This is a genomic window from Burkholderia sp. 28_3 (assembly GCF_003253915.1).
In the GTDB taxonomy this organism is placed as follows: Bacteria; Pseudomonadota; Gammaproteobacteria; order Burkholderiales; family Burkholderiaceae; genus Burkholderia; species Burkholderia cenocepacia.
Window position 1 is genome coordinate 148825 of record NZ_QKZF01000012.1, and the last position, 22771, is coordinate 171595.

Below are 22771 nucleotides of genomic sequence, written 5' to 3' on the forward strand. Positions count from 1 at the left end.
GGTATAATCCGTTTTTCCCGCGAGCATCCAGCGATGACCAAATATGTTTTCGTCACCGGCGGCGTAGTTTCTTCCCTTGGCAAGGGTATTGCCGCCGCTTCCCTCGCCGCGATCCTCGAATCGCGCGGTCTGAAAGTCACCCTCCTCAAACTCGATCCCTACATCAACGTCGACCCCGGCACGATGAGCCCGTTCCAGCACGGCGAAGTGTTCGTGACGGAAGACGGAGCGGAGACCGACCTCGACCTCGGCCACTATGAGCGCTTCATCAGCACGAAGATGCGCAAGGCCAACAACTTCACGACCGGCCAGATCTACGAATCGGTGATCCGCAAGGAACGCCGCGGCGACTATCTCGGCAAGACCGTGCAGGTGATTCCGCACATCACGAACGAAATCCAGGCGTTCATCGAGCGCGGGGCGGCATCGGCCACCTGCGGCGAGCCGGACGTCGCGATCGTCGAGATCGGCGGCACGGTCGGCGACATCGAGTCGCTGCCGTTCCTCGAGGCCGCGCGCCAGATGAGCCTGCGCCTCGGCCGCAACAGCGCGTGCTTCGTGCACCTGACGCTCGTGCCGTACGTCGCGACGGCCGGCGAGCTGAAGACGAAGCCGACCCAGCACAGCGTGCAGAAGCTGCGCGAGATCGGCATCCTGCCGCACGTGCTGCTGTGCCGTGCGGATCGCCGCATCCCCGACGACGAATCGAAGAAGATCTCGATGTTCTCGAACGTGCCCGAAGACGCCGTGATCTCGGTGTGGGACGCCGACAGCATCTACAAGATTCCGCAGATGCTGCACGACCAGGGCCTCGACCGGATCATCTGCGAAGAGCTGAAGCTGTCGCCGAAGGACGCCGACCTGAGCATGTGGTCGGCGCTCGTCGAGAAGCTCGAGAACCCGAAGCAGGAAGTGACGATCGGCATGGTCGGCAAGTACGTCGACCTGACCGAGTCGTACAAGTCGCTGATCGAGGCGCTGCGTCATGCGTCGATCCACACGTCGACCAAGGTCAACATCGAATACATCGACTCGGAAGAGCTCGAGACGAACGGTGTCGACAGCCTCAAGCATCTCGACGCCGTGCTGGTGCCGGGCGGTTTCGGCCGTCGCGGCACGGAAGGCAAGATCGCTGCGGTTCGCTACGCGCGCGAGTCGAAGGTGCCCTACCTCGGCATCTGCCTCGGCATGCAGCTCGCGGTGATCGAATTCGCGCGCGACGTCGTCGGCCTGAAGCAGGCGAACAGCACGGAATTCGATCCGGACACGCCGGAGCGCGTGGTCGCGCTGATCACCGAATGGTACGACCGCGAAGGCAAGGTCGAGACGCGCACCGAGGAATCCGACCTCGGCGGCACGATGCGCCTCGGTTCGCAGCGCTGCCCGATCAAGCCGGGCACGATGGCGGAAGAAATCTACGGCAAGGACGTGAACGAGCGCCATCGCCACCGTTATGAAGTCAATAACCGCTTCGTGCCCCAGCTCGAAGCCGGCGGCCTTATCATCAGCGCCCGTACCCCGAGCGAGGATCTGCCGGAAATGATGGAGCTGCCGCGTTCGATGCACCCGTGGTTCGTCGGCGTCCAGTTCCACCCGGAATTCACGTCCACGCCGCGTGACGGCCATCCCCTGTTCAAGTCGTTCGTCGAAGCCGCGCTCGCCAACAAGCAAGCGCGCGGAGTGCAAGCATGAAGCTGTGCGATTTCGAGGTCGGTCTCGACCAGCCTTTCTTCCTGATCGCGGGGACCTGCGTCGTCGAATCGGAGCAAATGACGATCGACACGGCGGGCCGCCTGAAGGAGATCTGCGAGAAGCTGAACGTTCCGTTCATCTACAAGTCGTCCTACGACAAGGCAAACCGCAGCTCGGGCAAGTCGTTTCGCGGCCTCGGAATGGACGAGGGCCTGCGGATCCTGTCCGAGGTGAAGCGCCAGCTCGGCCTGCCGGTGCTGACCGACGTGCATTCGATCGACGAGATCGAGCAGGTCGCGTCGGTCGTCGACGTGCTGCAGACGCCGGCGTTCCTGTGCCGCCAGACCGACTTCATCCATGCGTGCGCGCGCTCGGGCAAGCCGGTCAACATCAAGAAGGGCCAGTTCCTCGCGCCGCACGACATGAAGAACGTGATCGACAAGGCGCGCGACGCCGCACGTGAAGCCGGTCTGTCGGAAGACCGTTTCATGGCGTGCGAGCGCGGCGTCTCGTTCGGCTACAACAATCTCGTGTCGGACATGCGTTCGCTCGCGATCATGCGCGAGACGAACGCGCCGGTCGTGTTCGATGCGACCCACTCGGTGCAATTGCCGGGCGGGCAGGGCACGAGCTCGGGCGGCCAACGCGAATTCGTGCCGGTGCTCGCCCGTGCGGCGGTCGCGACGGGCGTCGCGGGCCTCTTCATGGAAACGCATCCGAATCCGGCCGAGGCGAAGTCGGACGGCCCGAATGCGGTGCCGCTGAACCGGATGGGCGCGTTGCTGGAGACCCTCGTCACGCTCGACCAGGCGGTGAAGCGCAATCCGTTCCTGGAAAACGATTTCAATTAAAGATCGAATGAACCTTGCGACGGCTTCGCGCGTCTGTAGCGAAAGCGGTTCCGGCACGCACGCCGTCGCAGTTTGAAGAATCCATCGTCATTCTCAGAGGAAACCCATGAGTGCAATCGTAGATATCATCGGCCGCGAGATTCTGGATTCGCGCGGCAACCCCACCGTCGAATGCGACGTGCTGCTCGAATCGGGCACGATGGGCCGCGCGGCGGTGCCGTCGGGCGCGTCCACCGGCTCGCGTGAAGCGATCGAACTGCGCGACGGCGAAGCCGGCCGCTACAACGGCAAGGGCGTGCTGAAGGCAGTCGAGCACATCAACACCGAAATCTCCGAAGCCATCATGGGCCTCGACGCGTCGGAACAGGCGTTCCTCGACAAGACGCTGCTCGAGCTGGACGGCACCGACAACAAGTCGCGCCTCGGCGCGAACGCGATGCTGGCCGTGTCGATGGCCGTCGCGAAGGCGGCCGCCGAAGAGGCCGGCCTGCCGCTGTACCGCTACTTCGGCGGTTCGGGTGCGATGCAACTGCCGGTGCCGATGATGAACATCGTCAACGGCGGCGCGCACGCGAACAACAGCCTGGACATCCAGGAATTCATGATCGTCCCGGTCAGCCAGCCGACGTTCCGTGAAGCGCTGCGTTGCGGCGCGGAAGTGTTCCACGCGCTGAAGAAGATCCTGAGCGATCGCGGCATGAGCACGGCCGTCGGCGACGAAGGCGGTTTCGCACCGAACTTCGGCAGTAACGACGAATGCCTGTCGACGATCCTGCAGGCGATCGAGAAGGCCGGCTACCGTGCGGGCGAAGACGTGCTGCTCGCGCTCGACTGCGCGGCATCCGAGTTCTACCACGACGGCAAGTACCAGCTCGCGGGCGAAGGCCTGCAACTGTCGTCGGCCGAATTCACCGACTACCTCGCGACGCTCGCCGACAAGTTCCCGATCGTGTCGATCGAGGACGGCATGCACGAAAGCGACTGGGACGGCTGGAAGCTGCTGACCGACCGCCTCGGCAAGAAGGTGCAGCTGGTCGGCGACGACCTGTTCGTCACCAACACGCGCATCCTGAAGGAAGGCATCGAGAAGGGCATCGCGAACTCGATCCTCATCAAGATCAATCAGATCGGTACGCTGACCGAAACGTTCGCGGCAATCGAAATGGCGAAGCGCGCGGGTTACACGGCCGTGATCTCGCACCGCTCGGGCGAAACGGAAGATTCGACGATCGCGGACATCGCGGTCGGCCTGAACGCCGGTCAGATCAAGACGGGTTCGCTGTCGCGCAGCGACCGTATCTCGAAGTACAACCAGCTGCTGCGCATCGAGGAAGATCTCGGCGACATCGCGAGCTACCCGGGCAAATCGGCTTTCTATAACCTGCGCTAACGCGCTACTATCGGGTTCGTCATCTCGACGCCGCTCTGTGCCTGTGCGCGGAGCGGCGCTTCTTATATCTGCGTCTCTTACATGCGGCTTGTCACTGTCGTCCTGATTGCCTTGCTGGCGCTCATTCAGTACCCCCTATGGTGGGGACACGGCGGCTGGCTGCGGGTGCATGAATTGCGTCAGCAGCTCGACGACCAGCTTCAGAAAAACGCGGACGAGAAGCTGCGCAACGAGCGCACGGCCGGCGAAGTGCAGGATCTGCAGAGCGGCACCGCGGCGATCGAGGAGCGTGCGCGCTACGAGATGGGCATGGTGAAGGACGGCGAAGTGTTCGTGCAGTTCGTGTCGCCGAATGCGCCTGCGGGGCCGGTGAACAACACGCCGTCGAATACGTCGACGCGCGGCGCTGTGTCCGCGGCGCCGGTGCGGGTCGTGCCGAATCCGCAGTCGATCGCGAAGCCGTCGCGGCATCACGGCGGCGACAAGGGCAAGGCGGCGCATCACTGAGCGCGATACCTCGAACCCATTGAAAAAGCGCGGGAAATGCCGCGCTTTTTTATTTCCTGCGAGTCGTCAATCGATCGGGCGACGCCTGCTGCTCACCACCACCAGCCCGGGTAGCCGTAACTGACGCCCGTGCCCCAGCGATTGCCCCATCCGCCGTAGTACCCGCCGTAGACCGTCACGGGCGGCGGCGAGTAATAGGCCCACGCGCGCGCGGCCGCTTCGGCTGCCATTGCGCTGTTCTGCTCGCGCAGGACCTGCTGGTCGATCTCGTCGTAGCGCTTGCGTTCGGCGCTCGACAGCACGGGCGGCTGGCCGCCCGACGCGCCCGGCTCGGGCAGGCGGCTCAGGATCGTGGAGGTCGGCGGTGGCATCGCGCAGCCGGCAAGCGCGAGCGTGCCGGCGGCCATGCTCGCCAGGGCGATGGTGCGGAGGGTGCCAAAGGGGCGGAGGTGACTCATGTGTTTCTCCTGCAGCGCGCCGGCCGTGGAAAACGGCTCGTGCCGAAGGTCGGGCCTCCGGCGCCGGAGCCGCGCGTGCGGCGCTCGTGCGTCATTATGCGCCCGTGCCGCGCCGGCGGCGGGCACGGGCGCGCGGCTCAGTGACGCTGGTCGGTCGCGGGCGCGATGCCGGTCTCGACACCGGGCGCCGCGAACAGCTGCGCGACGTCGACCGGATCGAATTCGTAGCGCTGGTTGCAGAACTCGCAGTGGATCTCGACGTGGCCGCGCTCGACGATCACGCTGTCGACTTCCTCACGACCGAGCATGCGCAGCATCGCGCCGACCTTCTCGCGCGAGCACGAACACTGGAAACGCGTGCCGGCCGGTTCGAAGTGCTGCACGTTTTCCTGCCAGAACAGCCGGCGGAACACGACTTCCGGTTCGACCTCGAGCAGCTCCTTCGCGGACAGCGTGCCGCCGAGCGTGCACACGCGTTCCCACGTGTCGATATCGGTTTCGGCGTTGCGCGGCACGATGCCGCCGTCGCCAGGCAGCTTCTGCAGCAGCATGCCGACCGCGCGGTCGCGATCGGCCGCGAGCCACAGCCGCGTGTCGAGCTGCTCCGAGTGGTGCATGTAGTGCTCGAGTACCTGCGACACCGATTCGAGCGGGCCGTCGACGCCGTTCAGCGGCACGATGCCCTGGTACGGCTGCTGGCCCGGCAGCTTGTCGGCCGGATCGAGCGTGATCACGCAGCGGCCGTGGCCGCTTGCGTTGACGAGCGCCGCGAAGCTCGTGTCGTCGCCGATCGTCTGCGCGGCGTCGCCGGAGAACTTCGCGGTGGCCCGCATCGACAGATCGGACCCGCACTGGACGACCAGCATCTGGACCGGCCCGTCGCCGAAGATCTGCATGATCAGGGTGCCGTGAAATTTCAGGTTCGCGGACAGCAGCGCGCACGCGGCCATCATCTCGCCGAGCACCGTGCGCACCGGGGCAGGGTAGTCGCGGCGGGCGAGCACTTCCTGCCACGTGTTGCGCAGCGAAACGATCTCGCCGCGCACAGGCGCCGCATTGAACATGAATTTCTGTAACTGGTCGCTCACTCTTCTTCCTTGAAATCCGTGCGAATCACCCGATCCGCACGAGTTGCTCCTTGAAATGCGCGCGTCGCTCGACATAGGTCTTCGCGTTGGCGCGCAGCCGCGCGACGTCTTCCGCCGACAACTCGCGCACGACTTTTGCCGGTGCGCCGAGAATCAGCGAGTTGTCCGGGAACGTCTTGCCTTCCGTCACGACCGCGCCGGCACCGACCAGACAGTTGCGGCCGATGACCGCGCCATTCAAGACCACCGCCTGAATCCCGATCAGCGAACCTTCGCCGATCGTGCAGCCGTGCAGCATGGCCTGGTGCCCGATCGTCACGTTCTCGGCAATCGTCAGCGGAAAGCCCGGGTCGGTATGCAGGACCGCGCCTTCCTGGACGTTGCTGCCCGCGCCGACCGTAATCGTCTCGTTGTCGCCGCGAATCGTCGCGCCGAACCACACGCTCGCGTTTTCCTCGAGCACGACCTTGCCGATGATGGCCGCCGTGTCGGCGACGAATACGCTTTCGTGGATCGTCGGGGCCGTCTCGCCCAGCTTGTAGATCGTCACGGAGTCTCCTTGTCTCTTCGATGATGGGCGCCGGTAGAATGGCGCGTCCGGTTTGCCCGGCGCCTGGCGCCGCGGAACAAACGCATATTGTAAACCGTCGCGTGCCGATGCTCCCGCGATGCGTACGCAAGGTGTCCCCGTTTATGAGCATGGAGTCTTCCTCTTTCGGCCAGGCGCCGGCCTGTGTGCGTCGCGTCGCGCTCGACGCGCTGCGTATTGCCGAGCCGGCGGCCAAGGCCGCGCGGGTGCGCGCGCTGCACGATGCGCTGCGGGCCGGGCAGGCCGCGATCGCGCCGTCGCTGCAACTGCGCGAACCGGCCGATCTGCCCGGGCGCCCGGCGCGGCCGCCGCTCGTCGAGCCGCGCCAGCTCGAGCGGCGCAGCATGCGCTCGCCCGAAGGGCGCGCCGTGCTGCTGCACGCGCTCGCCCATATCGAATTCAATGCGATCAACCTGGCGCTCGACGCCGTCTGGCGCTTCGCGGGCATGCCCGACGCGTTCTATGCAGACTGGCTGAAGGTCGCGGCCGAGGAGGCCTATCATTTCACGCTGCTGTCCGACCGGCTCGCGGCATTCGGGCACGCATACGGCGATTTTCCCGCGCACAACGGGCTGTGGGAGATGTGCGAGCGAACCAGGGGCGATGTGCTCGCGCGAATGGCGCTCGTGCCGCGGACGCTCGAGGCCCGCGGGCTCGACGCGTCGCCGCCGATCCGCGCGCGGCTCGTGCAGGCGGGCGACGATGCGTCGGCCGCGATCCTCGACGTGATCCTGCGCGACGAAATCGGCCATGTCGCGATCGGCAACCGCTGGTTCCGCCATTTGTGCGATGCTGCCGGCCGCGACCCCGTGCCGACCTATCGGCAGCTCGCCGAGCAATACCACGCGCCACGGCTGCGCGGCCCGTTCAATTTCGATGCGCGGCGCGATGCCGGCTTCGAGCAGGCCGAACTCGACGAACTGGCCGCGCAGGACGCGGCGGACGGGCGCGCCGCGCATTAGCCGGATCCCGTCCGGCTGGGCCGGGTTGGCCGCCGGCCGGCTTGCGCAGCCGGCCCATGGCGCCTTCCTGCCAGGCTCCGTAAGACCTCGCCGCTAGAGCGGTACCTCGATTGCCGGCCGCCGGAACCGGGGCGCCGCCGCTATAATCGAACGACCATTCTTTTTTTGGCGGCTGCAATGAGTGCCTCGAGTTCTGTTTCCGATTTCGTCACGGTGCGCGGCGTCCAGCTGCATGTGCGGCGCTGGGGCCGGCCCGATGCGCCGACGCTGTTCATGCTGCACGGCTGGATGGACGTCGCGGCGTCGTTCCAGTTCGTCGTCGATGCGCTCGCGGGCGACTGGCAGGTGATCGCGCCCGATGCGCGCGGCTTCGGGCTGTCCGACTGGCCGGTGGCGCGGCAGGGCGGCGGCCACTACTGGTTCCACGAATACCTCGGTGACCTCGATGCGCTCGTCGACCGCTACGCGCCGACCGGCGAGGTCAACCTGGTCGGACACAGCATGGGTGCGAACGTCGTGTGCCTGTACGCCGGCGCCCGGCCGGAACGCGTGCGCCGAGTGGTCGACCTCGAAGGGTTCGGGCTCGCGCCGGCCCGCGCCGAACAGGCGCCGCGCCGGCTGCGCGGCTGGCTGGACGAGCTGCGCGAGCCGCCCGCGCTGCGGCCGTATGCGTCCCTCGACGACGTGGCGGCGCGCCTGATCAAGACCAATCCGCGGCTCGACCCGCGCCGCGCCGCGTTTCTCGCCGCGCACTGGTCGAAACGCGGCGACGACGGCCTCTACCACCTGCTGGCCGATCCGGCGCACAAGATGCCGGGCCCGCTGCTGTACCGGCTCGACGAAGTGATGGCGATCTGGAAGCAGGTGCGCGCGAAGGTACTGCACGTCGAGGCGGTCAATTCGCCGACGCTCGCGCATCTCGCCGGCGACATCCCGCTACCCGAATTCAAGGCGCGCTTCGACGCATTCCCCGACTGGCGCGAGAAGCTCGTCGAGGATGCCGGCCACATGGTGCATCACGACCAGCCCGAGCAGATCGCGGCGTTGATCGAGGCGTTCTGCGCGTAGGCGCGTGGCGCCGCGGCAGGGCAGGCAGGCGGCGCAATTGCCGCGTTGCAGTAGAATGAAGCCTTACCTGCCATGCCGACAATGAACGCCGATCTCCACTGCCATTCCAATGTTTCCGACGGGTTGCTGTCGCCTGCCGACGTCGCGCGCCGCGCGCATGCGGGCGGCGTGACCCTGTGGGCGCTGACCGACCACGACGAGATCGGCGGCCAGGCGGCGGCGCGCAGCGAGGCGGAAGCGCTCGGCATGCGCTACCTGAGCGGCGTCGAGATCTCGGTCACGTGGGCATCGCGCACCGTGCACATCGTCGGCCTGCACATCGATCCCGCCCATCCGGCGCTGGTCGACGGCCTGTACCGCACGCGCCACGGCCGCGCGGCGCGCGCGCTGGCGATCGCGGAGCAGCTCGCGACGCTCGGCATTCCCGGCGCGTACGAAGGCGCGCTGAAATACGTATCGAATCCCGACCTGATTTCGCGCACGCACTTCGCGCGCTTTCTCGTTGAAAACGGCCATGCCGAATCGACGTCGGACGTATTCGACCGCCTGCTCGGCGACGGCAAGCCCGGCTTCGTCCCGCATCGCTGGGCGTCCCTGTCCGACGCGGTCGGCTGGATCCGCGCGGCGGGCGGCGAAGCGGTGGTCGCGCACCCGGGCCGCTATCGCTATACGCCGGTCGAATTCGACGCATTCTTCGGCGAGTTCATCGATCTCGGCGGCCGCGCGATCGAGGTCATCACGGGCAGCCACACGCCCGACCAGTACCGCGAATACGCGGACGTGGCGCGCCGCTTCGGCTTCGAAGTGTCGCGCGGCTCGGATTTCCATGCGCCCGGCGAGGGCCGCATCGAGCTCGGCAGCCTGCCGCCGTTGCCGCCCGACCTGACACCGGTCTGGGAGCGCTGGCTCTGACGCCGGGCGGCTTCGGGCCGCCCGCGTTGCCGATGCGCGCATCCGACTTCCCCCTCTTTACGTGTCCCCATGTCCCAGTTCTTCAGGATTCATCCGGATAATCCGCAGCCGCGCCTGATCAAGCAGGCGGTGGAGATCGTCAGCAAGGGCGGCGTGATCGCGATGCCGACCGATTCGAGCTATGCGCTCGCGTGCCATCTCGACGACAAGGACGCGGTCGAGCGCGTGCGCCGGATTCGCGGCCTCGACGAGAAGCAGCACCTGTCGCTGCTGGTGCGCGACCTGTCGGAGCTCGCCAACTTCGCGATGGTCGACAACCGCCAGTACCGGCAGATCAAGTCGGTGACGCCGGGCCCATACGTGTTCATCCTGCAGGCGACGAAGGAAGTGCCGCGCCGGCTGTCGCATCCGTCGCGCAAGACGATCGGGCTGCGCGTGCCCGATCACGCGATCACGCTCGCGCTGCTGGAGTCGCTCGGCCAGCCGCTGCTCGGCACGACGCTGATCCTGCCGCCGGACGACGAACCGCTGAACGATCCCGAGGAAATCCGCACGCGGCTCGAGAAACAGGTCGACCTCGTGATCGACGGCGGCGCGTGCCCGCGCGAACCGTCGACGGTGATCGACCTGACCGGCGACGCGCCCGAACTCATCCGCGCGGGGCGCGGGGCACTCGAACCGTTCGGACTCTCGGCCGCATGACGCGCGGTGCCATTTTTGCGCGAGTGCGCTTGTTACAATAACGCGATATGGATGCTTCCCTGATACAGACCATCGCCGTCTACGCGCTGCCCGTGATCTTCGCGATCACGCTGCACGAGGCCGCGCATGGCTACGCCGCGCGCCTGCTCGGCGACAATACCGCCTACGTGATGGGGCGCGTGTCGTTCAATCCGATGCGCCACATCGACCCGCTCGGCACGATCGCGATTCCGCTCGCGATGTACTTCCTGACCGGCGGCGCGTTCCTGTTCGGCTATGCGAAGCCGGTGCCGGTGTCGTTCGGCAACCTGCGCAATCCGCGCTGGGGCAGTTTGTGGGTCGCGCTCGCTGGGCCCGCGTGCAACTTCGTGCAGGCGCTCGTCTGGGGCCTGCTGACCCTCGTGCTGCCGGCCGTGGGTGTCGACGAGCCGTTCTTCACGCGGATGGCGCTCGCCGGCGTCAGCGCGAACCTCGTGCTCGGCGTGCTGAACCTGTTTCCGCTGCCGCCGCTCGACGGCGGCCGCATCCTGGCGGCGCTGCTGCCGACCAGGCAATCGCTCGCGCTGTCGCGCATCGAGCCGTACGGTTTCATCATCGTCCTCGTGCTCGTCACGACGGGCGTGCTGACGAACTTCTGGCTGCGTCCGCTCGTCAATGTCGGCTACGCCGTCCTGAGCGCCATCCTGTCTCCCTTCGCCTCGCTTTTCTAACGACAATCATGTTCCCAGAACGTATTTTCTCCGGCATGCGACCCACCGGGTCGCTGCACCTCGGTCATTACCACGGCGTGCTGAAAAACTGGGTGAAGCTGCAGTCCGAGTACCCGTGCTTCTTCTGCGTCGTCGACTGGCACGCGCTGACGACGCACTACGAGACGCCCGAGGTCATCGAGAAGAACGTGTGGGACGTGCTGATCGACTGGCTCGCGTCCGGCATCGATCCGGCGCAGGCGACGCTGTTCATCCAGAGCAAGGTGCCCGAGCACGCGGAACTCGCACTGCTGCTCGGCATGAGCACGCCGCTCGGCTGGCTCGAACGCGTGCCGACCTACAAGGAGCAGATGGAGAAGCTGAAGGACAAGGACCTGTCCACCTACGGCTTCCTCGGCTACCCGGTGCTGATGGCCGCCGACATCCTGCTGTATCGCGGCTCGCTCGTGCCGGTCGGCGAGGACCAGGTGCCGCACGTCGAGATGACGCGCGAGATCGCGCGCCGCTTCAACTACCTGTACGGCCGCGAGCCCGGTTTCGAGGAGAAGGCGCTCGAAGCCGCGAAGAAGCTCGGCGGCAAGCGCGCGAAGCTCTATCACGAGCTGCGCAATGCGTACCAGCAGGAGGGCGATGACGAGGCGCTCGAACAGGCGCGCGCGATGCTGCAGGAATCGCAAAGCCTGTCGATGAGCGACCGCGAGCGCCTGTTCGGCTATCTCGAAGGCGCGCGCAAGATCATCCTGGTCGAGCCGCAGGCGCTGCTGACCGAAGCGTCGCGGATGCCGGGCCTCGACGGGCAGAAGATGTCCAAGTCGTACGGCAACACGATTGGCCTGCGCGAAGACGCCGAGACGATCACGAAGAAGGTCCGCACGATGCCGACCGATCCCGCGCGCGTGCGCCGCACCGATCCGGGCGATCCCGACAAGTGCCCGGTGTGGCAGCTTCACCAGGTCTACACGGACGAAGCGACGCACGAGTGGGTGCAGAAGGGCTGTCGCTCGGCGGGTATCGGCTGCCTCGACTGCAAGCAGCCGGTCGTCGAAGGCATCCTGCGCGAACAGCAGCCGATGCTCGAGCGTGCGCAGAAGTACATGGACGATCCGTCGCTGCTGCGCGCGATCGTCGCGGACGGTTGCGACAAGGCGCGCAAGTACGCGACGGAAACGATGCGCGACGTGCGCGACGCGATGGGCCTGTCGTACAACTGATCCGGCGCATGAGCGAATCCGTCATCGCCGCCGCGGGCGGTCACGTCGGCCAGGCCGGGCCGTCGCGCTGGGTCGCGCAATGGGCGCGGCTCGTGCCGGCCGGCGGCGCGGTGCTCGACGTCGCCGCGGGCGGCGGCCGCCATGCGCGCTGGTTCGCGTCGCGCGGGCATCCGGTCGTCGCGCTCGACCGCGATCCGGCCGCGCTTGCCGCGTTGCGCGCGATTCCCGGCGTCGACGCCCGCGAGGCCGATCTCGAAGGCGCGCCATGGCCGCTGCCGGCCGGCGAGCGGTTCGCGGCCGTGATCGTCACGAACTATCTGCATCGCCCGCTCTGGCCCCATCTGCGCGATGCCGTGGCGTCGGGCGGCGTGCTGATCTACGAAACTTTCGCGCAAGGAAACGAAACGGTCGGAAAACCGTCCAACCCCGCGTTCCTGCTCGCCCCGGGCGAGCTGCTGGACGCCGTGCACGGCCACCTGCGGGTGGTCGCGTACGAGGACGGTTTCATCGCCGCGCCGCGCGAGGCGTTCGTCCAGCGTCTGAGCGCAGTGCGCGAGGGCGCGACCCCGAAGGCGGGGGCGGGAATTCCACGTTACGAACTGCCCGGCTAATCCGCTACAATCTCAACGTTTACCGGTACACAATCAATCGCGTTTCATGGCTAACGGCACCCAAGACGGCATTCAAATCCGCGGCAGCATCCCCGCGATCGTCACCCCGATGCTCGAAGACGGCAGTCTCGACCTGCCGGCGTTTCGCAAACTGATCGACTGGCACATCGCGGAAGGCACCGATGCGCTGGTCGTCGTCGGTACGAGCGGCGAATCGGCAACGCTCAACGTCGAAGAGCACATCCTGATGATCCGCACGGCGGTCGAGCATGCGGCGAAACGCATCCCGATCATCGCGGGCGCGGGCGGCAATTCGACCGCCGAGGCGATCGAGCTGACGAAGCATGCGAAGGCCGTCGGCGCGGACGCGACGCTGCAGGTCGTGCCGTACTACAACAAGCCGACGCAGGAAGGCATGTACCGCCACTTCCGGACGATCGCCGAAGCGGTCGACCTGCCGGTGATCCTGTACAACGTGCCGGGCCGGACGGTCGCGGACATGGCGCACGAGACGACGCTGCGCCTCGCTGACGTGCCGGGCATCATCGGCGTGAAGGAAGCGACCGGCAACATCGATCGTGCCGCGCACCTGATCAAGGCCGCGCCGAAGCACTTCGCGATCTACAGCGGCGACGATCCGACCGCGATCGCGCTGATGCTGCTCGGCGGCCACGGCAACATCTCGGTGACCGCGAACGTCGCGCCGCGCGCGATGAGCGAGCTGTGCCGCGCGGCGCTGGCCGGCGACGTGCAGACGGCCCGCGCGCTGCACATGAAGCTGCTGTCGCTGCACAAGAACCTGTTCATCGAAGCGAACCCGATCCCGGTGAAGTGGGCGCTGCAGGCGATGGGCAAGATGCAGGGCGGCATCCGGCTGCCGCTCACGGCGCTCGACGAGCGCTGCCACGATGCCGTGCGTTCGGCCCTCGTCGAGGCCGGCGTCCTCTGATGCCGAGGCGGCCGCGTCCTGCGGCCGCCGGCTCGACCCCTGATCAACCCGCACCGGCCGGCTCCGTCCGGCGCCGCTCCTGACGAGCGTTCTAGCAAGACGAAGGATTTCATGAAACGTTTCGCCTTTTCCTCTCGCGCCATCCAGCTGTCGGTGGTGGCGCTGGCGCTGGGCGCGCTCGCTGGCTGCGATACGCTGAACGACTACCTGGCCCCTGACCGGGTCAACTACAAGAACACCGGGTCGGCGCCGCCGCTCGCGGTGCCGAGCGACCTGAAGCCGGTCCCGACGACGCAGCAGTTCGTCGCGCCGCCGACCAACGCCGGGCTCGGCACGCTGCCGCCGCGGGCTACGACGCAAGCAGGCAATGCGACCGACGGCATCCCGAGCGCGCAGGATCCGCTCGGCATGCATATCGAGCGCGACGGCGATCGCCGCTGGCTCGTCGTCGACGGCCGCACGCCCGAGCAGCTGTGGCCGATCCTGAAGGAATTCTGGCAGGAGAACGGCTTCTCGCTGAAGACCGATGCGCCGTCGACGGGCATCATGGCCACCGACTGGGCCGAGAACCGCGCGAACATTCCGGACGACTGGTTCCGCCGCACGATCGGCCGGGTCATCGATTTCGCGTATTCGTCGGGCACGCGCGACCGCTTCCGCACGCTCGTGAACCGCACGTCGGACGGCAACACCGACATCTCGATCACGCACAGCGCGATGGAAGAAATGATGGTCGGCCCGCAGGGCGGCACGTCGTCGCGCTGGGAAGAGCGTCCGCGCAATCCGGTGCTCGAAGCCGTGTTCCTGTCGAAGCTGATGCAGAAGTTCGGCCTGACCGACGCGCAGGCGAAGCAGCTGTTGACCGATGCGCGTCCCGCGACGGCGCCGGCGCAGGTCAGCGATACGAGCGGCGGCGCGGCGACGCTGCAACTGGCCGAGTCGTTCGACCGCGCGTGGCTGCGCGTGGGCCTGGCGCTCGACCGGACCAACTTCACGGTCGACAATCGCGATCGCGAGAAGGGCGTGTACACCGTGCGCTACGCGAATTCGATGGAAGAGCTCAAGCGTGACGGCCTGTTCGGCAAGCTGTTCTACGGCGGCCCGTCGGCAGCCAAGCCCGGCAAGGAATATCTGATCAACGTGCGTGCACAGGGCAATGGCGGCACGCAGGTCGCGGTGGTCGGCGCGAATGGCCAGATCGACAACTCGTCGGACGCGCAGCGGCTCATTTCGCTGCTGCACGCGCAGCTGAACTGAGCGCGTGCGATTCGCCAGCCTCGGAAGCGGCAGCGAAGGCAACGCGCTGGTCGTCGAGGCCTCGAGCGGCACGACGACCACCCGCGTGCTGCTCGACTGCGGCTTTTCCGCCAAGGAGGTCGAGCGCCGGCTCGGCCGGCTGAATCTCGGCGTCGCCGATCTCGACGCGATCCTCATTACCCATGAACACAGCGACCACGTCGGCAGCGCGCTGACGCTCGCGCGTCGCGCGTCGTTGCCGCTCTACATGAGCTGGGGCACCGCGCGTGCGGTCGCCGCGGACGAGGCCGATGTCGATCTCCACGTGCTGTGGGGCGACGAGACGGCCGCGATACGCGATCTGGCCGTGATGCCCTATACGGTCCCCCACGACGCGCGGGAGCCGCTCCAGTTCGTCTTCATGGACGGAAGCCGCCGGCTCGGCGTGCTGACGGACGTCGGAATGGCCACGCCGCACATCACGGCCGTCCTGAGCGGCTGTGACGCGCTGGTGCTCGAATCCAACCACGATACCGCGATGCTGGCCGCCAGCCGCTATCCGCAGTCGCTGAAGGCGCGGATCGGCGGCAACCACGGCCACCTGAGCAACGACGCGGCGGCCGAGATTCTCGCGTCGCTCGAACGCAGCCGTCTCCAGCACCTGGTGGCGGCCCATCTGAGCCAGCAGAACAACCTGCCGGAACTGGCCCGCCAGGCGTTTGGCGGTGTGCTTGGGACGGACGGGGAAGACGTGATCGTGGCCTCGCAGGACGCGGGCTTCGACTGGCTGATGCTCGGATGAGCGGGGGAGGGCCGCCGCGGCGGCTCGACACGGCTGCCGGGTGCTCGATTCGAAAGCGGCAGACGTAAAAAAACCGGCCCTCGGGCCGGTTTTTTTTCAGCTGATGCTGAAGGCTTACTGGCTTGCGCCCGAAGCCGGAGCAGCCGTCGCTGCCGAAGCAGCCGACGCCACTGCAGCAGCAGCGTCGCTCGCAGCAGCCGTTGCCGACGAAGCAGCAGCCGAAGCGTCGCTCGCAGCACCAGCAACTGCCGAAGCAGCCGACGAAGCAGCAGCAGCCGCGTCGCTTGCAGCCGACGAAGCAGCTTGATCAGCGCTCTTGTTGCAAGCAGCCAGTGCAACAGCAGCCAACAGGGAAGCTACGAGGAGGGATTTCTTCATGATCACGTCCTTTTATGGTTAAAGGTAAGCAACAGCGCGAAACAATACCGGTAATGTGCTCCAACACCGACCTGGGCCGCTGGTGGAGATGCACTTCTTAGAGCGTGAATCTTCCCTACGGCTTGGGCGGAAATTATATGCACTTTCCTATCGACCGTCGACAAATGCGGGGTCAATACGTTGTCTTTCCCATACAGAATTTGATCTGTACGGGCATACGGGGCGACTCACACTAATTCCGGTTTCCGACCCGTATCCAGCCCGCACGATACCACTCGTGCAACAAGGCTGTCATTGAAGGAACCCGGGATAGTGTTACAAACCGTTTCGCCTCCATCTGGCGTTGATTGGCCAGTTCGGGCAGCCATTCACCGGCTTGCTCGAGCGGTCCTTCCTCGCCATTAATGAAGTACGAGCGCGCGTTATACATCAATGCGGCCCTTCTGTCGAGACACACGCCACGGCGTGACGCTTGCGTGACGAACGCGGCTTCGGACAGCGGACGCTCGGGCGGGTCGAAAACGACGTTGGATTTGGGCTCGCTCAGGTAGCAGCCGAGGAATTCGGCGACGTCGCGCTTGCGCCAGCGGATCGCATCGACGATCTCGGCGACACGTTCGACCATGGCCGGCGGCAGTTGCGCGGGCGCGTCGACGGCCGGCTGCTTCGGATCGCGGTAGAGGTCGTCCCCGTTCGCGTCGCGCAGGCCGCCGCGCTCCGCGAGGTAGTACAGGAACTGGGCGCCCAGCTCGCCGGCGGACGGGGCCCGGAAGCCGATCGAGCAGGTCATGCATTCGCCTTCGGCGACGCCATCGTGCGCGATGTGCGGCGGCAGGTACAGCATGTCGCCGGGTTCCAGCACCCATTCGTCGCTCGGCTCGAAGTTTTCGAGGATCTTCAGCGGCACGTCCGGCTGCAGCGACAGATCCTTCTGCGCGCCGACCCGCCAGCGGCGCCGGCCTTCGACCTGCAGCAGGAATACGTCATACGAATCGAAGTGCGGGCCGACGCCGCCGCCGTCGGTCGCATACGAGATCATCAGGTCGTCCAGCCGCGCGTCGGGGATGAAACGGAAGCGGTCGAGCAACGCGCGCGCGGCGTCGACGTGCAGGTCGAGCCCCTGCACGAGCAGGGTCCAGGATTTGCGCGTGACCGAAGGCAGCGAATCGGGCTCAAACGGACCGTGCGCCAGTTGCCACTTGTTACGAAAATGGGTGATCAATCGCGATTCCGCGTCATAGTCGGCGGCGAGCTCGAACAATGCATCGCGCGTGACCGGCGACGTGACGCCGGGGATCGCCTGGCGGATCAGCAGCGGCTTCTTTTGCCAGTAGCCGCGCATGAATTGCGCCGGCGTGAGGCCGCCGAGCAGCGGCGTGGGAAGATCGGAAGGCGGCGCGCCGAGCGGGGCGGCAGCGGCATCCCGCGGTTCGGCTTGAGACCGGTTGCGCATCGTATAATGAGACTTGTATTTGGGAGAATTGGATGAAAATCGCAAAAAACACCGTCGTGTCGGTCACTTACAAGCTGTCGGACGCACAGGGCAATCTGATCGAGGAAAGCGACGAGCCGATGGTCTATCTGCACGGCGGCTATGATGGCACGTTCCCCAAGATCGAGGAACAGCTCGACGGCCACGAGGCGGGCTACCAGGCACAGGTTCAGCTCGAGCCGCAGGACGCGTTCGGCGACTACGATCCCGAACTCGTGAAGATCGAGCCGCGCGACCGTTTTCCCGAGCCCCTCGAGGTCGGCATGCAGTTCGAAGGCACGCCGGAAGACGGTGACGAGGAAGTCGACTCGCTGATCTACACGGTCACCGATATCGCCGAAGACAAGGTCGTGCTCGACGGCAATCACCCGCTGGCCGGCATGGCGCTGCGTTTCGCGCTGACCGTGAAGGACGTCCGCGAAGCCACCGAAGACGAAATCGAGCACGAGCACGCGCATGGCGCGGAAGGGCTCGAGATCATCGACGAGGACGACGACGAAGACGGCGAAGCGCCGTCAGGGCGTACCCTGCACTGAGCTTGCCGGCAGGCCCGGCGCCGGCCCCGATGCGGGAGGCGGTGCCGGCCACGACGCGCCGCCCGGTGCGGCGCCGTCGCCCTGCAGCGGCGGCGCGACCGACGACGCGTCGGGCAGCGCCGGCAGCGCAGGAATTTCCGGCATCTGCGGCAGCGGCACGTCGTCGCGCGGCACGAGCGGCAGCGTGGGCGGCAACGGCAGGTTCTTCGGCACCTCCTGGAGGCTCACGTTGAAGATCGTCTGCCGCGCCGGCGAGACGCTCACCTTCACCCACTGATTCGCCGGATGGCGCGGTCCGATCGCGACGCGCGTCACGTTTCCTACCAGTTCACCGTCGTCGGCATGCAGCGGACGATCGATCAGAAAGCCGTTCGCCAGCGGTTCGCCGCTCGCATGCATCACCAGGATCGGGCCGCGGAATGTCGCCGCCGCCTTCACCAGCGTTCGTTTCAGCTCACGGAAGCCGTCGCGCACGCGCGGCCGGTTGAAACGCAGCCACGCGAAGCGCTCCGCGCGTTCATAGCGTTCGAACTGTGGATCGCCTTCGAAAATCACCACCATCGCGCGCGCCTCGCGCCGCTTCGCATATTCGGCTGCGTGGTCGATCCAGAAGCCGTTCGCGATGATGCGATCCTCGAATTCGCCGTTGCGGCCGCCCGCCGTCAAATAATGATTGTTCGGCGCCGGTGCATTGAGGGCGACGTAGACGATGTCGTCGCGCATCCAGCGTGCGTTCTCGCGATACGGCCGGAACCGCGCGACTTCGCTCTCGCGCGTGATCTGCAGCGCACCGGGGTCGGGCAGCACCGAATCGGCGAGCAGCGTCTGCCGCAGGAAATCGAGCCGCTCGACCGGGTCGTAGCCGCCGCCGGCCGCCGTGTTGCAGGCGATCCAGTCGTCGTGGCCGGGAATGAACACGAGCGGCACGCGTGCTGAATCCAGGATCGCGCCGCGCTGCGAATACAGCGCGTCGCGGCATGCTTCCTTCGAGCCTTTGAGATCGCCCGCGTAGACGACGAACGCGAGGTTGCGTTCGCGTGCGATCGCATCGAGCAGCCGCTGCGCGGCCGGCTCGTCCGCCGGGACGTTGATGACGCCCGACACGACGGCGAACGAGTAGGGCGCCGCGCTGCGCTTGGGTGGCGCGGCCAGCGCATCCGCCTGCGCGTAGGCAAGCGCCGCCGTGACGAGCGCGGCGGCGGCGCGGGCTGGCAGGCCCCGCGGCATGCGCTTACGCGTGCCCGTCGGCATCGTGCGACCGGACCAGCGTGCGCAGCTCGTACAGCAGGTCGAGCGCCTCGCGCGGCTTGAGATCGTCGGGATCGATGTCGCGCAGCTTTTCGAGCGCCGGATGTGGCGTGTCAGGCAGCGCCGGCGCGTCCGCGCATTCGAGGTCGTCGATTGCCGCCGGCGGCGCGCTGAACAGGTCGAGTTGCGGCGTGTGCTGCGACGCCGACTGCTGTTCGAGATACGCGAGGTGCTTGCGCGCGGCGCGGATCACCGGTGCCGGGACGCCCGCGAGCTGCGCGACCTGAAGGCCGTAGCTCTGGTTCGCCGGGCCCTCGTTCACCGCGTGCAGGAACACGATGCCGTGGCCGTGCTCGACGGCCGACAGATGGACATTCGCCGCTTGCGGGAACTCGGCCGGCAGTTGCGTCAGCTCGAAGTAGTGCGTCGCGAACAGCGTGTAGCACGCGTTGTGCGCCAGCAGGTGGCGCGCGATGGCCCAGGCGAGCGCGAGGCCGTCGAAGGTCGACGTGCCGCGGCCGATCTCGTCCATCAGCACGAGGCTTTGCGGCGTCGCGTCGTTGAGGATCGCCGCGGCTTCGGTCATCTCGACCATGAAGGTCGAGCGGCCGCCCGCGAGATCGTCAGCCGCGCCGATGCGCGTGAAGATCCGGTCGATCGGGCCGAAGCAGGCCGACTTCGCCGGCACGTAGCTGCCGACGTACGCCATCAGCGCGATCAGCGCGGTCTGCCGCATGAACGTCGACTTACCACCCATGTTCGGGCCGGTGATCAACAGCAGCTTGCGTTCGGGACCGAACCGGCAGTCGTTCGCGATGAACTGCTCGACCTGCGCTTCGACGACCGGATGGCGACCCTGTTCGATTTCGATGCCGATCTCGTCGGTGAAGGTCGGCGCGACCCAGTCGAGCGCGCGTGCGCGTTCGGCGAAGGCGGCGAGCAGGTCGAGCTCGGCGAGGGCCGAGGCGACGCGCTGGCATTCGGGGATGAACGGCAGCAGCGCCTGCAGCACCGAGTCGTACAGCGCGCGCTCGCGCGCCAACGCGCGTTCCTGCGCGGACAGCGCCTTGTCCTCGAAGGTCTTCAGTTCCGGCGTGATGTAGCGCTCGGCGTTCTTCAGCGTCTGGCGGCGGCGGTAATCGTCGGGCACCTTGTCGGTCTGGCCGCGCGTGACCTCGATGTAGAAGCCGTGCACCTTGTTGTATTCGACACGCAGGTTCGCGATGCCGGTGCGCGCGCGCTCGCGCGCTTCGAGATCGATCAGGAACTGACCGCAGTTCTCCGAAATGTCGCGCAGCTCGTCGAGCTCGGCATCGTAGCCGCGCGCAATCACGCCGCCGTCGCGCACCATCGCGGCCGGCTCGGTGGCGATCGCGCTCGTCAGCAGGTCGAGGCATTCGGCGGGCGGCGCGAGCGCCGCGTCGACGCGCGCGAGCGCATCTGCGTTCGCGACGATCGCGCCGATGCGCTCGCGCAGCGCCGGCAGCGCGGCGAACGTGTCGCGCAGGCTCGACAGGTCGCGCGGGCGCGCGGACAGCAGCGCGAGCCGCCCGGTGATCCGTTCGACGTCGGCGATCTGGCGCAGCGCGCTGCGCAGCGCATCGAGGCTCGCGTTGGCCGGCGCGTCGAGCAGCGCGCCGATCGCCTGCTGGCGCGACTGCGCGGCGACCGACGCACGCGGCGGGTGATGCAGCCAGTGACGCAGCAGACGGCTGCCCATCGTCGTGCAGCAGGTGTCGAGCAGCGAATACAGCGTGGGCGACTCGGTGCCGCGCAGCGTCTCGGTCAGTTCGAGGTTGCGGCGCGTGGCCGGGTCGAGCCCGATGTATTCGGTTTCGTTCTCGACCTTCAGGCTGCGCACGTGCCGCAGTTGCTGGCCTTGCGTGGCCGCGGCATAGAGCAGCAGCGCGCCGGCCGCGCCGCACGCGCTCGTCAGCGAATGCGCACCGAATCCGTCGAGGCTCGCGACATCGAGCTGGTCGCACAGGCGCTGCGTGCCCGACGCGATGTCGAAGTGCCAGGCCGGCACGCGCTTGCTGGCGCCCGCGCCGGCCGGAATGGCGTCGGTTGCACCGTCCGGCGTCAGGATTTCGGCCGGCCGGATGCGTTCGAGCGCGGCGGCAAGCTGCTCGGGCTCGATTTCGGCGAGCCGCAATGCGCCGCTCGCGAGGTTCAGCCACGCGAGGCCGATATTGACCGCGACGCCACGCTTGTTGTGGCCGGTGCACATCGCGAGCAGGTAGACGTCGTTCTTGTCGGACAGCAGCGCGGCATCGGTCAGCGTGCCGGGCGTGACGACGCGCACGACCTTGCGTTCGACCGGGCCCTTCGACGTGGCCGGATCGCCGATCTGCTCGCAGATCGCGACCGATTCGCCCATCTTCACGAGCTTCGCCAGGTATTGCTCGACCGCGTGATGCGGGACGCCGGCCATCTTGATCGGTGTGCCGGCCGACGCGCCGCGCTGCGTGAGGGTCAGGTCGAGCAGGCGCGCCGCTTTTTCCGCATCCTCGAAGAACAACTCGTAGAAGTCGCCCATCCGGTAGAAGACGAGCGTGTCCGGATGATCGGCCTTGATGCGCAGGTACTGCTGCATCATCGGGGTGTGGCCGGCAAAGGCCTCGGGCGACAGCGTGGTCATAGGTCAGGCATGAAGTTGTTGCTTGGGTTGCCCGAGTTTACCAGTGGCGTCGACGTGAACGTGCGAAGTTGGCCATTCGGTCGATTGCCGGTGGTGCCGGGCAGTCGCGATTTGAAAGACGGCTTCTCCCGGCTGCCGACCTGCAAAGCATCTGACAGCACCGAGCCGCTGCGGCATCATGGGGCACCCGTTGCCACCGAACTGGCAAGACGGGTTCACCGGTGCTTACAATCGCAAGAACGAGTACACCGATTCCGGAACAAAGGTCGGCCATGCCTGTATCGGCGACCTCGGCCTCGTCTCGCGGGCGGCGGCGCCTCGATTACCGTGCCGCAACAGGAGAACCAATCCGATGATCAAAGTCAGTGTCATGTATCCGTACACCGCAGGCGCGCGATTCGACCATGCGTACTACCGCGAGACGCATATGCCGATGGTGAAACAGCGACTCGGCGCGGCATGTCTGTACTACACGGTGGACAAGGGCATCGCAGGCGGTGCGCCTGGCACCGACCCGGTTTACGTGGCCAAGTGTGACTTCGTCTGTACGTCCGTCGAAGCTTTCCAGGCAGCCCGCGACCCGCACGCGCAGGAGATCATGGCCGACATCGCCAATTACACGGATATACAACCGGTGCTGCAAATCAGCGAGGTGGTCGTGGAGCGTTCGGAAGACTGACCGAGGTTCGGCTATCGCCCGGCACCGCATCCGCGTATGGTGTGGCGCCCGCGCTGTCG

Annotated in this window: 23 protein-coding genes and 1 pseudogene; 17 read left to right on the forward strand and 7 right to left on the reverse strand. The window is 66.7% G+C overall.

The genetic code is table 11. The annotated features are described in order from the left end of the window. Positions 1-33: 33 nt before the first annotated feature. The 4 genes from DFS13_RS23915 to ftsB all read left to right on the forward strand — a co-directional run bounded on the left by DFS13_RS23915 (position 34) and on the right by ftsB (position 4440). Complete coding sequence (locus tag DFS13_RS23915) at positions 34-1692, forward strand: CTP synthase (RefSeq protein WP_006478404.1); 1659 nt, start codon at positions 34-36, stop codon at positions 1690-1692. Continuing rightward, entirely contained in the window at positions 1689-2543 is an 855-nt protein-coding gene (gene kdsA / locus DFS13_RS23920) for a 3-deoxy-8-phosphooctulonate synthase (protein WP_006485302.1), read from the forward strand. Before DFS13_RS23915 ends, kdsA begins: the two co-directional genes overlap by 4 nt. A 106-nt stretch (positions 2544-2649) precedes the next feature. After that, positions 2650-3933, forward strand: coding sequence for a phosphopyruvate hydratase (gene eno, locus DFS13_RS23925; protein WP_006478406.1), 1284 nt, complete (start codon positions 2650-2652; stop codon positions 3931-3933). An 81-nt stretch (positions 3934-4014) separates the two neighbouring features. Beyond that, on the forward strand, positions 4015-4440 hold the full coding sequence (gene ftsB / locus DFS13_RS23930; protein ID WP_006485304.1) for a cell division protein FtsB: 426 nt from the start codon (positions 4015-4017) through the stop codon (positions 4438-4440). A 92-nt stretch (positions 4441-4532) separates the two neighbouring features. Here ftsB and DFS13_RS23935 read toward each other — a convergent pair whose 3' ends face one another. The 3 genes from DFS13_RS23935 to DFS13_RS23945 all read right to left on the reverse strand — a co-directional run bounded on the left by DFS13_RS23935 (position 4533) and on the right by DFS13_RS23945 (position 6536). Then, on the reverse strand, positions 4533-4898 hold the full coding sequence (locus tag DFS13_RS23935; RefSeq protein ID WP_034201555.1) for a hypothetical protein: 366 nt from the start codon (positions 4896-4898) through the stop codon (positions 4533-4535). Positions 4899-5035: 137 nt separating this feature from the next. Beyond that, complete coding sequence (gene hslO, locus DFS13_RS23940) at positions 5036-5986, reverse strand: Hsp33 family molecular chaperone HslO (protein ID WP_006485303.1); 951 nt, start codon at positions 5984-5986, stop codon at positions 5036-5038. Between the two features lie 25 nt (positions 5987-6011). After that, positions 6012-6536: a gamma carbonic anhydrase family protein gene (locus tag DFS13_RS23945; RefSeq protein WP_006478410.1), complete on the reverse strand. Its 525-nt coding sequence runs from the start codon at positions 6534-6536 to the stop codon at positions 6012-6014. A 143-nt stretch (positions 6537-6679) separates the two neighbouring features. Here DFS13_RS23945 and DFS13_RS23950 point away from each other — a divergent pair, with 143 nt between their 5' ends. From DFS13_RS23950 to DFS13_RS40375, 11 genes are all read left to right on the forward strand, one after another. Further along, the gene (locus DFS13_RS23950; protein ID WP_012492704.1) at positions 6680-7537 is read left to right on the forward strand and encodes a ferritin-like domain-containing protein; all 858 of its coding nucleotides are present in this window, start codon (positions 6680-6682) and stop codon (positions 7535-7537) included. 177 nt (positions 7538-7714) lie between these two features. Next, on the forward strand, positions 7715-8605 hold the full coding sequence (locus DFS13_RS23955) for an alpha/beta fold hydrolase (RefSeq protein WP_034201557.1): 891 nt from the start codon (positions 7715-7717) through the stop codon (positions 8603-8605). 81 nt (positions 8606-8686) lie between these two features. Continuing rightward, positions 8687-9517 (forward strand): 3',5'-nucleoside bisphosphate phosphatase, encoded by an 831-nt coding sequence (locus DFS13_RS23960; RefSeq protein ID WP_034178618.1) that lies wholly within the window; start codon positions 8687-8689, stop codon positions 9515-9517. Between the two features lie 69 nt (positions 9518-9586). Further along, entirely contained in the window at positions 9587-10219 is a 633-nt protein-coding gene (locus DFS13_RS23965) for an L-threonylcarbamoyladenylate synthase (RefSeq protein ID WP_006487045.1), read from the forward strand. Positions 10220-10266: 47 nt separating this feature from the next. Next, positions 10267-10929, forward strand: coding sequence for a site-2 protease family protein (locus tag DFS13_RS23970; protein WP_060213510.1), 663 nt, complete (start codon positions 10267-10269; stop codon positions 10927-10929). Between the two features lie 8 nt (positions 10930-10937). After that, positions 10938-12140: a tryptophan--tRNA ligase gene (locus DFS13_RS23975; protein ID WP_006487046.1), complete on the forward strand. Its 1203-nt coding sequence runs from the start codon at positions 10938-10940 to the stop codon at positions 12138-12140. 8 nt (positions 12141-12148) lie between these two features. Continuing rightward, positions 12149-12751, forward strand: coding sequence for a bifunctional 2-polyprenyl-6-hydroxyphenol methylase/3-demethylubiquinol 3-O-methyltransferase UbiG (locus DFS13_RS23980; RefSeq protein ID WP_080324342.1), 603 nt, complete (start codon positions 12149-12151; stop codon positions 12749-12751). A 46-nt stretch (positions 12752-12797) separates the two neighbouring features. Next, entirely contained in the window at positions 12798-13700 is a 903-nt protein-coding gene (gene dapA, locus DFS13_RS23985) for a 4-hydroxy-tetrahydrodipicolinate synthase (RefSeq protein ID WP_006487058.1), read from the forward strand. Between the two features lie 111 nt (positions 13701-13811). Continuing rightward, positions 13812-14957: an outer membrane protein assembly factor BamC gene (gene bamC / locus DFS13_RS23990; protein WP_006487057.1), complete on the forward strand. Its 1146-nt coding sequence runs from the start codon at positions 13812-13814 to the stop codon at positions 14955-14957. Between the two features lie 4 nt (positions 14958-14961). After that, positions 14962-15738, forward strand: coding sequence for an MBL fold metallo-hydrolase (locus DFS13_RS23995; protein WP_006498636.1), 777 nt, complete (start codon positions 14962-14964; stop codon positions 15736-15738). A gap of 40 nt (positions 15739-15778) precedes the next feature. Beyond that, on the forward strand, positions 15779-16045 hold the full coding sequence (locus DFS13_RS40375; RefSeq protein ID WP_162482215.1) for a hypothetical protein: 267 nt from the start codon (positions 15779-15781) through the stop codon (positions 16043-16045). On the opposite strand, the pseudogene DFS13_RS41170 reads toward DFS13_RS40375, so the two are convergent. Both DFS13_RS41170 and DFS13_RS24010 read right to left on the reverse strand, forming a co-directional pair. Then, positions 16046-16292: pseudogene (locus tag DFS13_RS41170) on the reverse strand (hypothetical protein). Between the two features lie 56 nt (positions 16293-16348). Then, a complete protein-coding gene (locus DFS13_RS24010) occupies positions 16349-17569 on the reverse strand; it encodes a cupin domain-containing protein (protein WP_058901596.1) in 1221 nt (406 codons plus the stop codon). A gap of 32 nt (positions 17570-17601) precedes the next feature. Between DFS13_RS24010 and DFS13_RS24015 the strand changes: the two genes are divergently transcribed. Then, positions 17602-18144 (forward strand): peptidylprolyl isomerase, encoded by a 543-nt coding sequence (locus DFS13_RS24015; RefSeq protein ID WP_006498638.1) that lies wholly within the window; start codon positions 17602-17604, stop codon positions 18142-18144. Here the strand turns inward: DFS13_RS24015 and DFS13_RS24020 are convergent. Next, positions 18124-19371 (reverse strand): hypothetical protein, encoded by a 1248-nt coding sequence (locus DFS13_RS24020; protein WP_111442219.1) that lies wholly within the window; start codon positions 19369-19371, stop codon positions 18124-18126. The genes DFS13_RS24015 and DFS13_RS24020 overlap by 21 nt on opposite strands. 4 nt (positions 19372-19375) lie before the next feature. Next, entirely contained in the window at positions 19376-22033 is a 2658-nt protein-coding gene (mutS, locus tag DFS13_RS24025; RefSeq protein ID WP_006498640.1) for a DNA mismatch repair protein MutS, read from the reverse strand. Positions 22034-22385: 352 nt separating this feature from the next. Between mutS and DFS13_RS24035 the strand changes: the two genes are divergently transcribed. Beyond that, positions 22386-22712 carry an EthD family reductase gene (locus DFS13_RS24035; protein WP_034201563.1) on the forward strand — a complete coding sequence of 109 codons (327 nt, stop codon included), beginning with the start codon at positions 22386-22388 and terminating at the stop codon, positions 22710-22712. Positions 22713-22771 lie beyond the last annotated feature (59 nt).

Coding starts and splice junctions, on each gene's coding strand:
- DFS13_RS23915 (WP_006478404.1), top strand. CDS start 34: ATGACCAAATATGTTTTCGTCACCGGCGGCGTAGTTTCTTCCCTTGGC.
- kdsA (WP_006485302.1), top strand. CDS start 1,689: ATGAAGCTGTGCGATTTCGAGGTCGGTCTCGACCAGCCTTTCTTCCTG.
- eno (WP_006478406.1), top strand. CDS start 2,650: ATGAGTGCAATCGTAGATATCATCGGCCGCGAGATTCTGGATTCGCGC.
- ftsB (WP_006485304.1), top strand. CDS start 4,015: ATGCGGCTTGTCACTGTCGTCCTGATTGCCTTGCTGGCGCTCATTCAG.
- DFS13_RS23935 (WP_034201555.1), bottom strand. CDS start 4,898: ATGAGTCACCTCCGCCCCTTTGGCACCCTCCGCACCATCGCCCTGGCG.
- DFS13_RS23950 (WP_012492704.1), top strand. CDS start 6,680: ATGAGCATGGAGTCTTCCTCTTTCGGCCAGGCGCCGGCCTGTGTGCGT.
- DFS13_RS23955 (WP_034201557.1), top strand. CDS start 7,715: ATGAGTGCCTCGAGTTCTGTTTCCGATTTCGTCACGGTGCGCGGCGTC.
- DFS13_RS23960 (WP_034178618.1), top strand. CDS start 8,687: ATGAACGCCGATCTCCACTGCCATTCCAATGTTTCCGACGGGTTGCTG.
- DFS13_RS23965 (WP_006487045.1), top strand. CDS start 9,587: ATGTCCCAGTTCTTCAGGATTCATCCGGATAATCCGCAGCCGCGCCTG.
- DFS13_RS23970 (WP_060213510.1), top strand. CDS start 10,267: ATGGATGCTTCCCTGATACAGACCATCGCCGTCTACGCGCTGCCCGTG.
- DFS13_RS23975 (WP_006487046.1), top strand. CDS start 10,938: ATGTTCCCAGAACGTATTTTCTCCGGCATGCGACCCACCGGGTCGCTG.
- DFS13_RS23980 (WP_080324342.1), top strand. CDS start 12,149: ATGAGCGAATCCGTCATCGCCGCCGCGGGCGGTCACGTCGGCCAGGCC.
- dapA (WP_006487058.1), top strand. CDS start 12,798: ATGGCTAACGGCACCCAAGACGGCATTCAAATCCGCGGCAGCATCCCC.
- bamC (WP_006487057.1), top strand. CDS start 13,812: ATGAAACGTTTCGCCTTTTCCTCTCGCGCCATCCAGCTGTCGGTGGTG.
- DFS13_RS24010 (WP_058901596.1), bottom strand. CDS start 17,569: ATGCGCAACCGGTCTCAAGCCGAACCGCGGGATGCCGCTGCCGCCCCG.
- DFS13_RS24015 (WP_006498638.1), top strand. CDS start 17,602: ATGAAAATCGCAAAAAACACCGTCGTGTCGGTCACTTACAAGCTGTCG.
- DFS13_RS24020 (WP_111442219.1), bottom strand. CDS start 19,371: ATGCCGCGGGGCCTGCCAGCCCGCGCCGCCGCCGCGCTCGTCACGGCG.
- mutS (WP_006498640.1), bottom strand. CDS start 22,033: ATGACCACGCTGTCGCCCGAGGCCTTTGCCGGCCACACCCCGATGATG.
- DFS13_RS24035 (WP_034201563.1), top strand. CDS start 22,386: ATGATCAAAGTCAGTGTCATGTATCCGTACACCGCAGGCGCGCGATTC.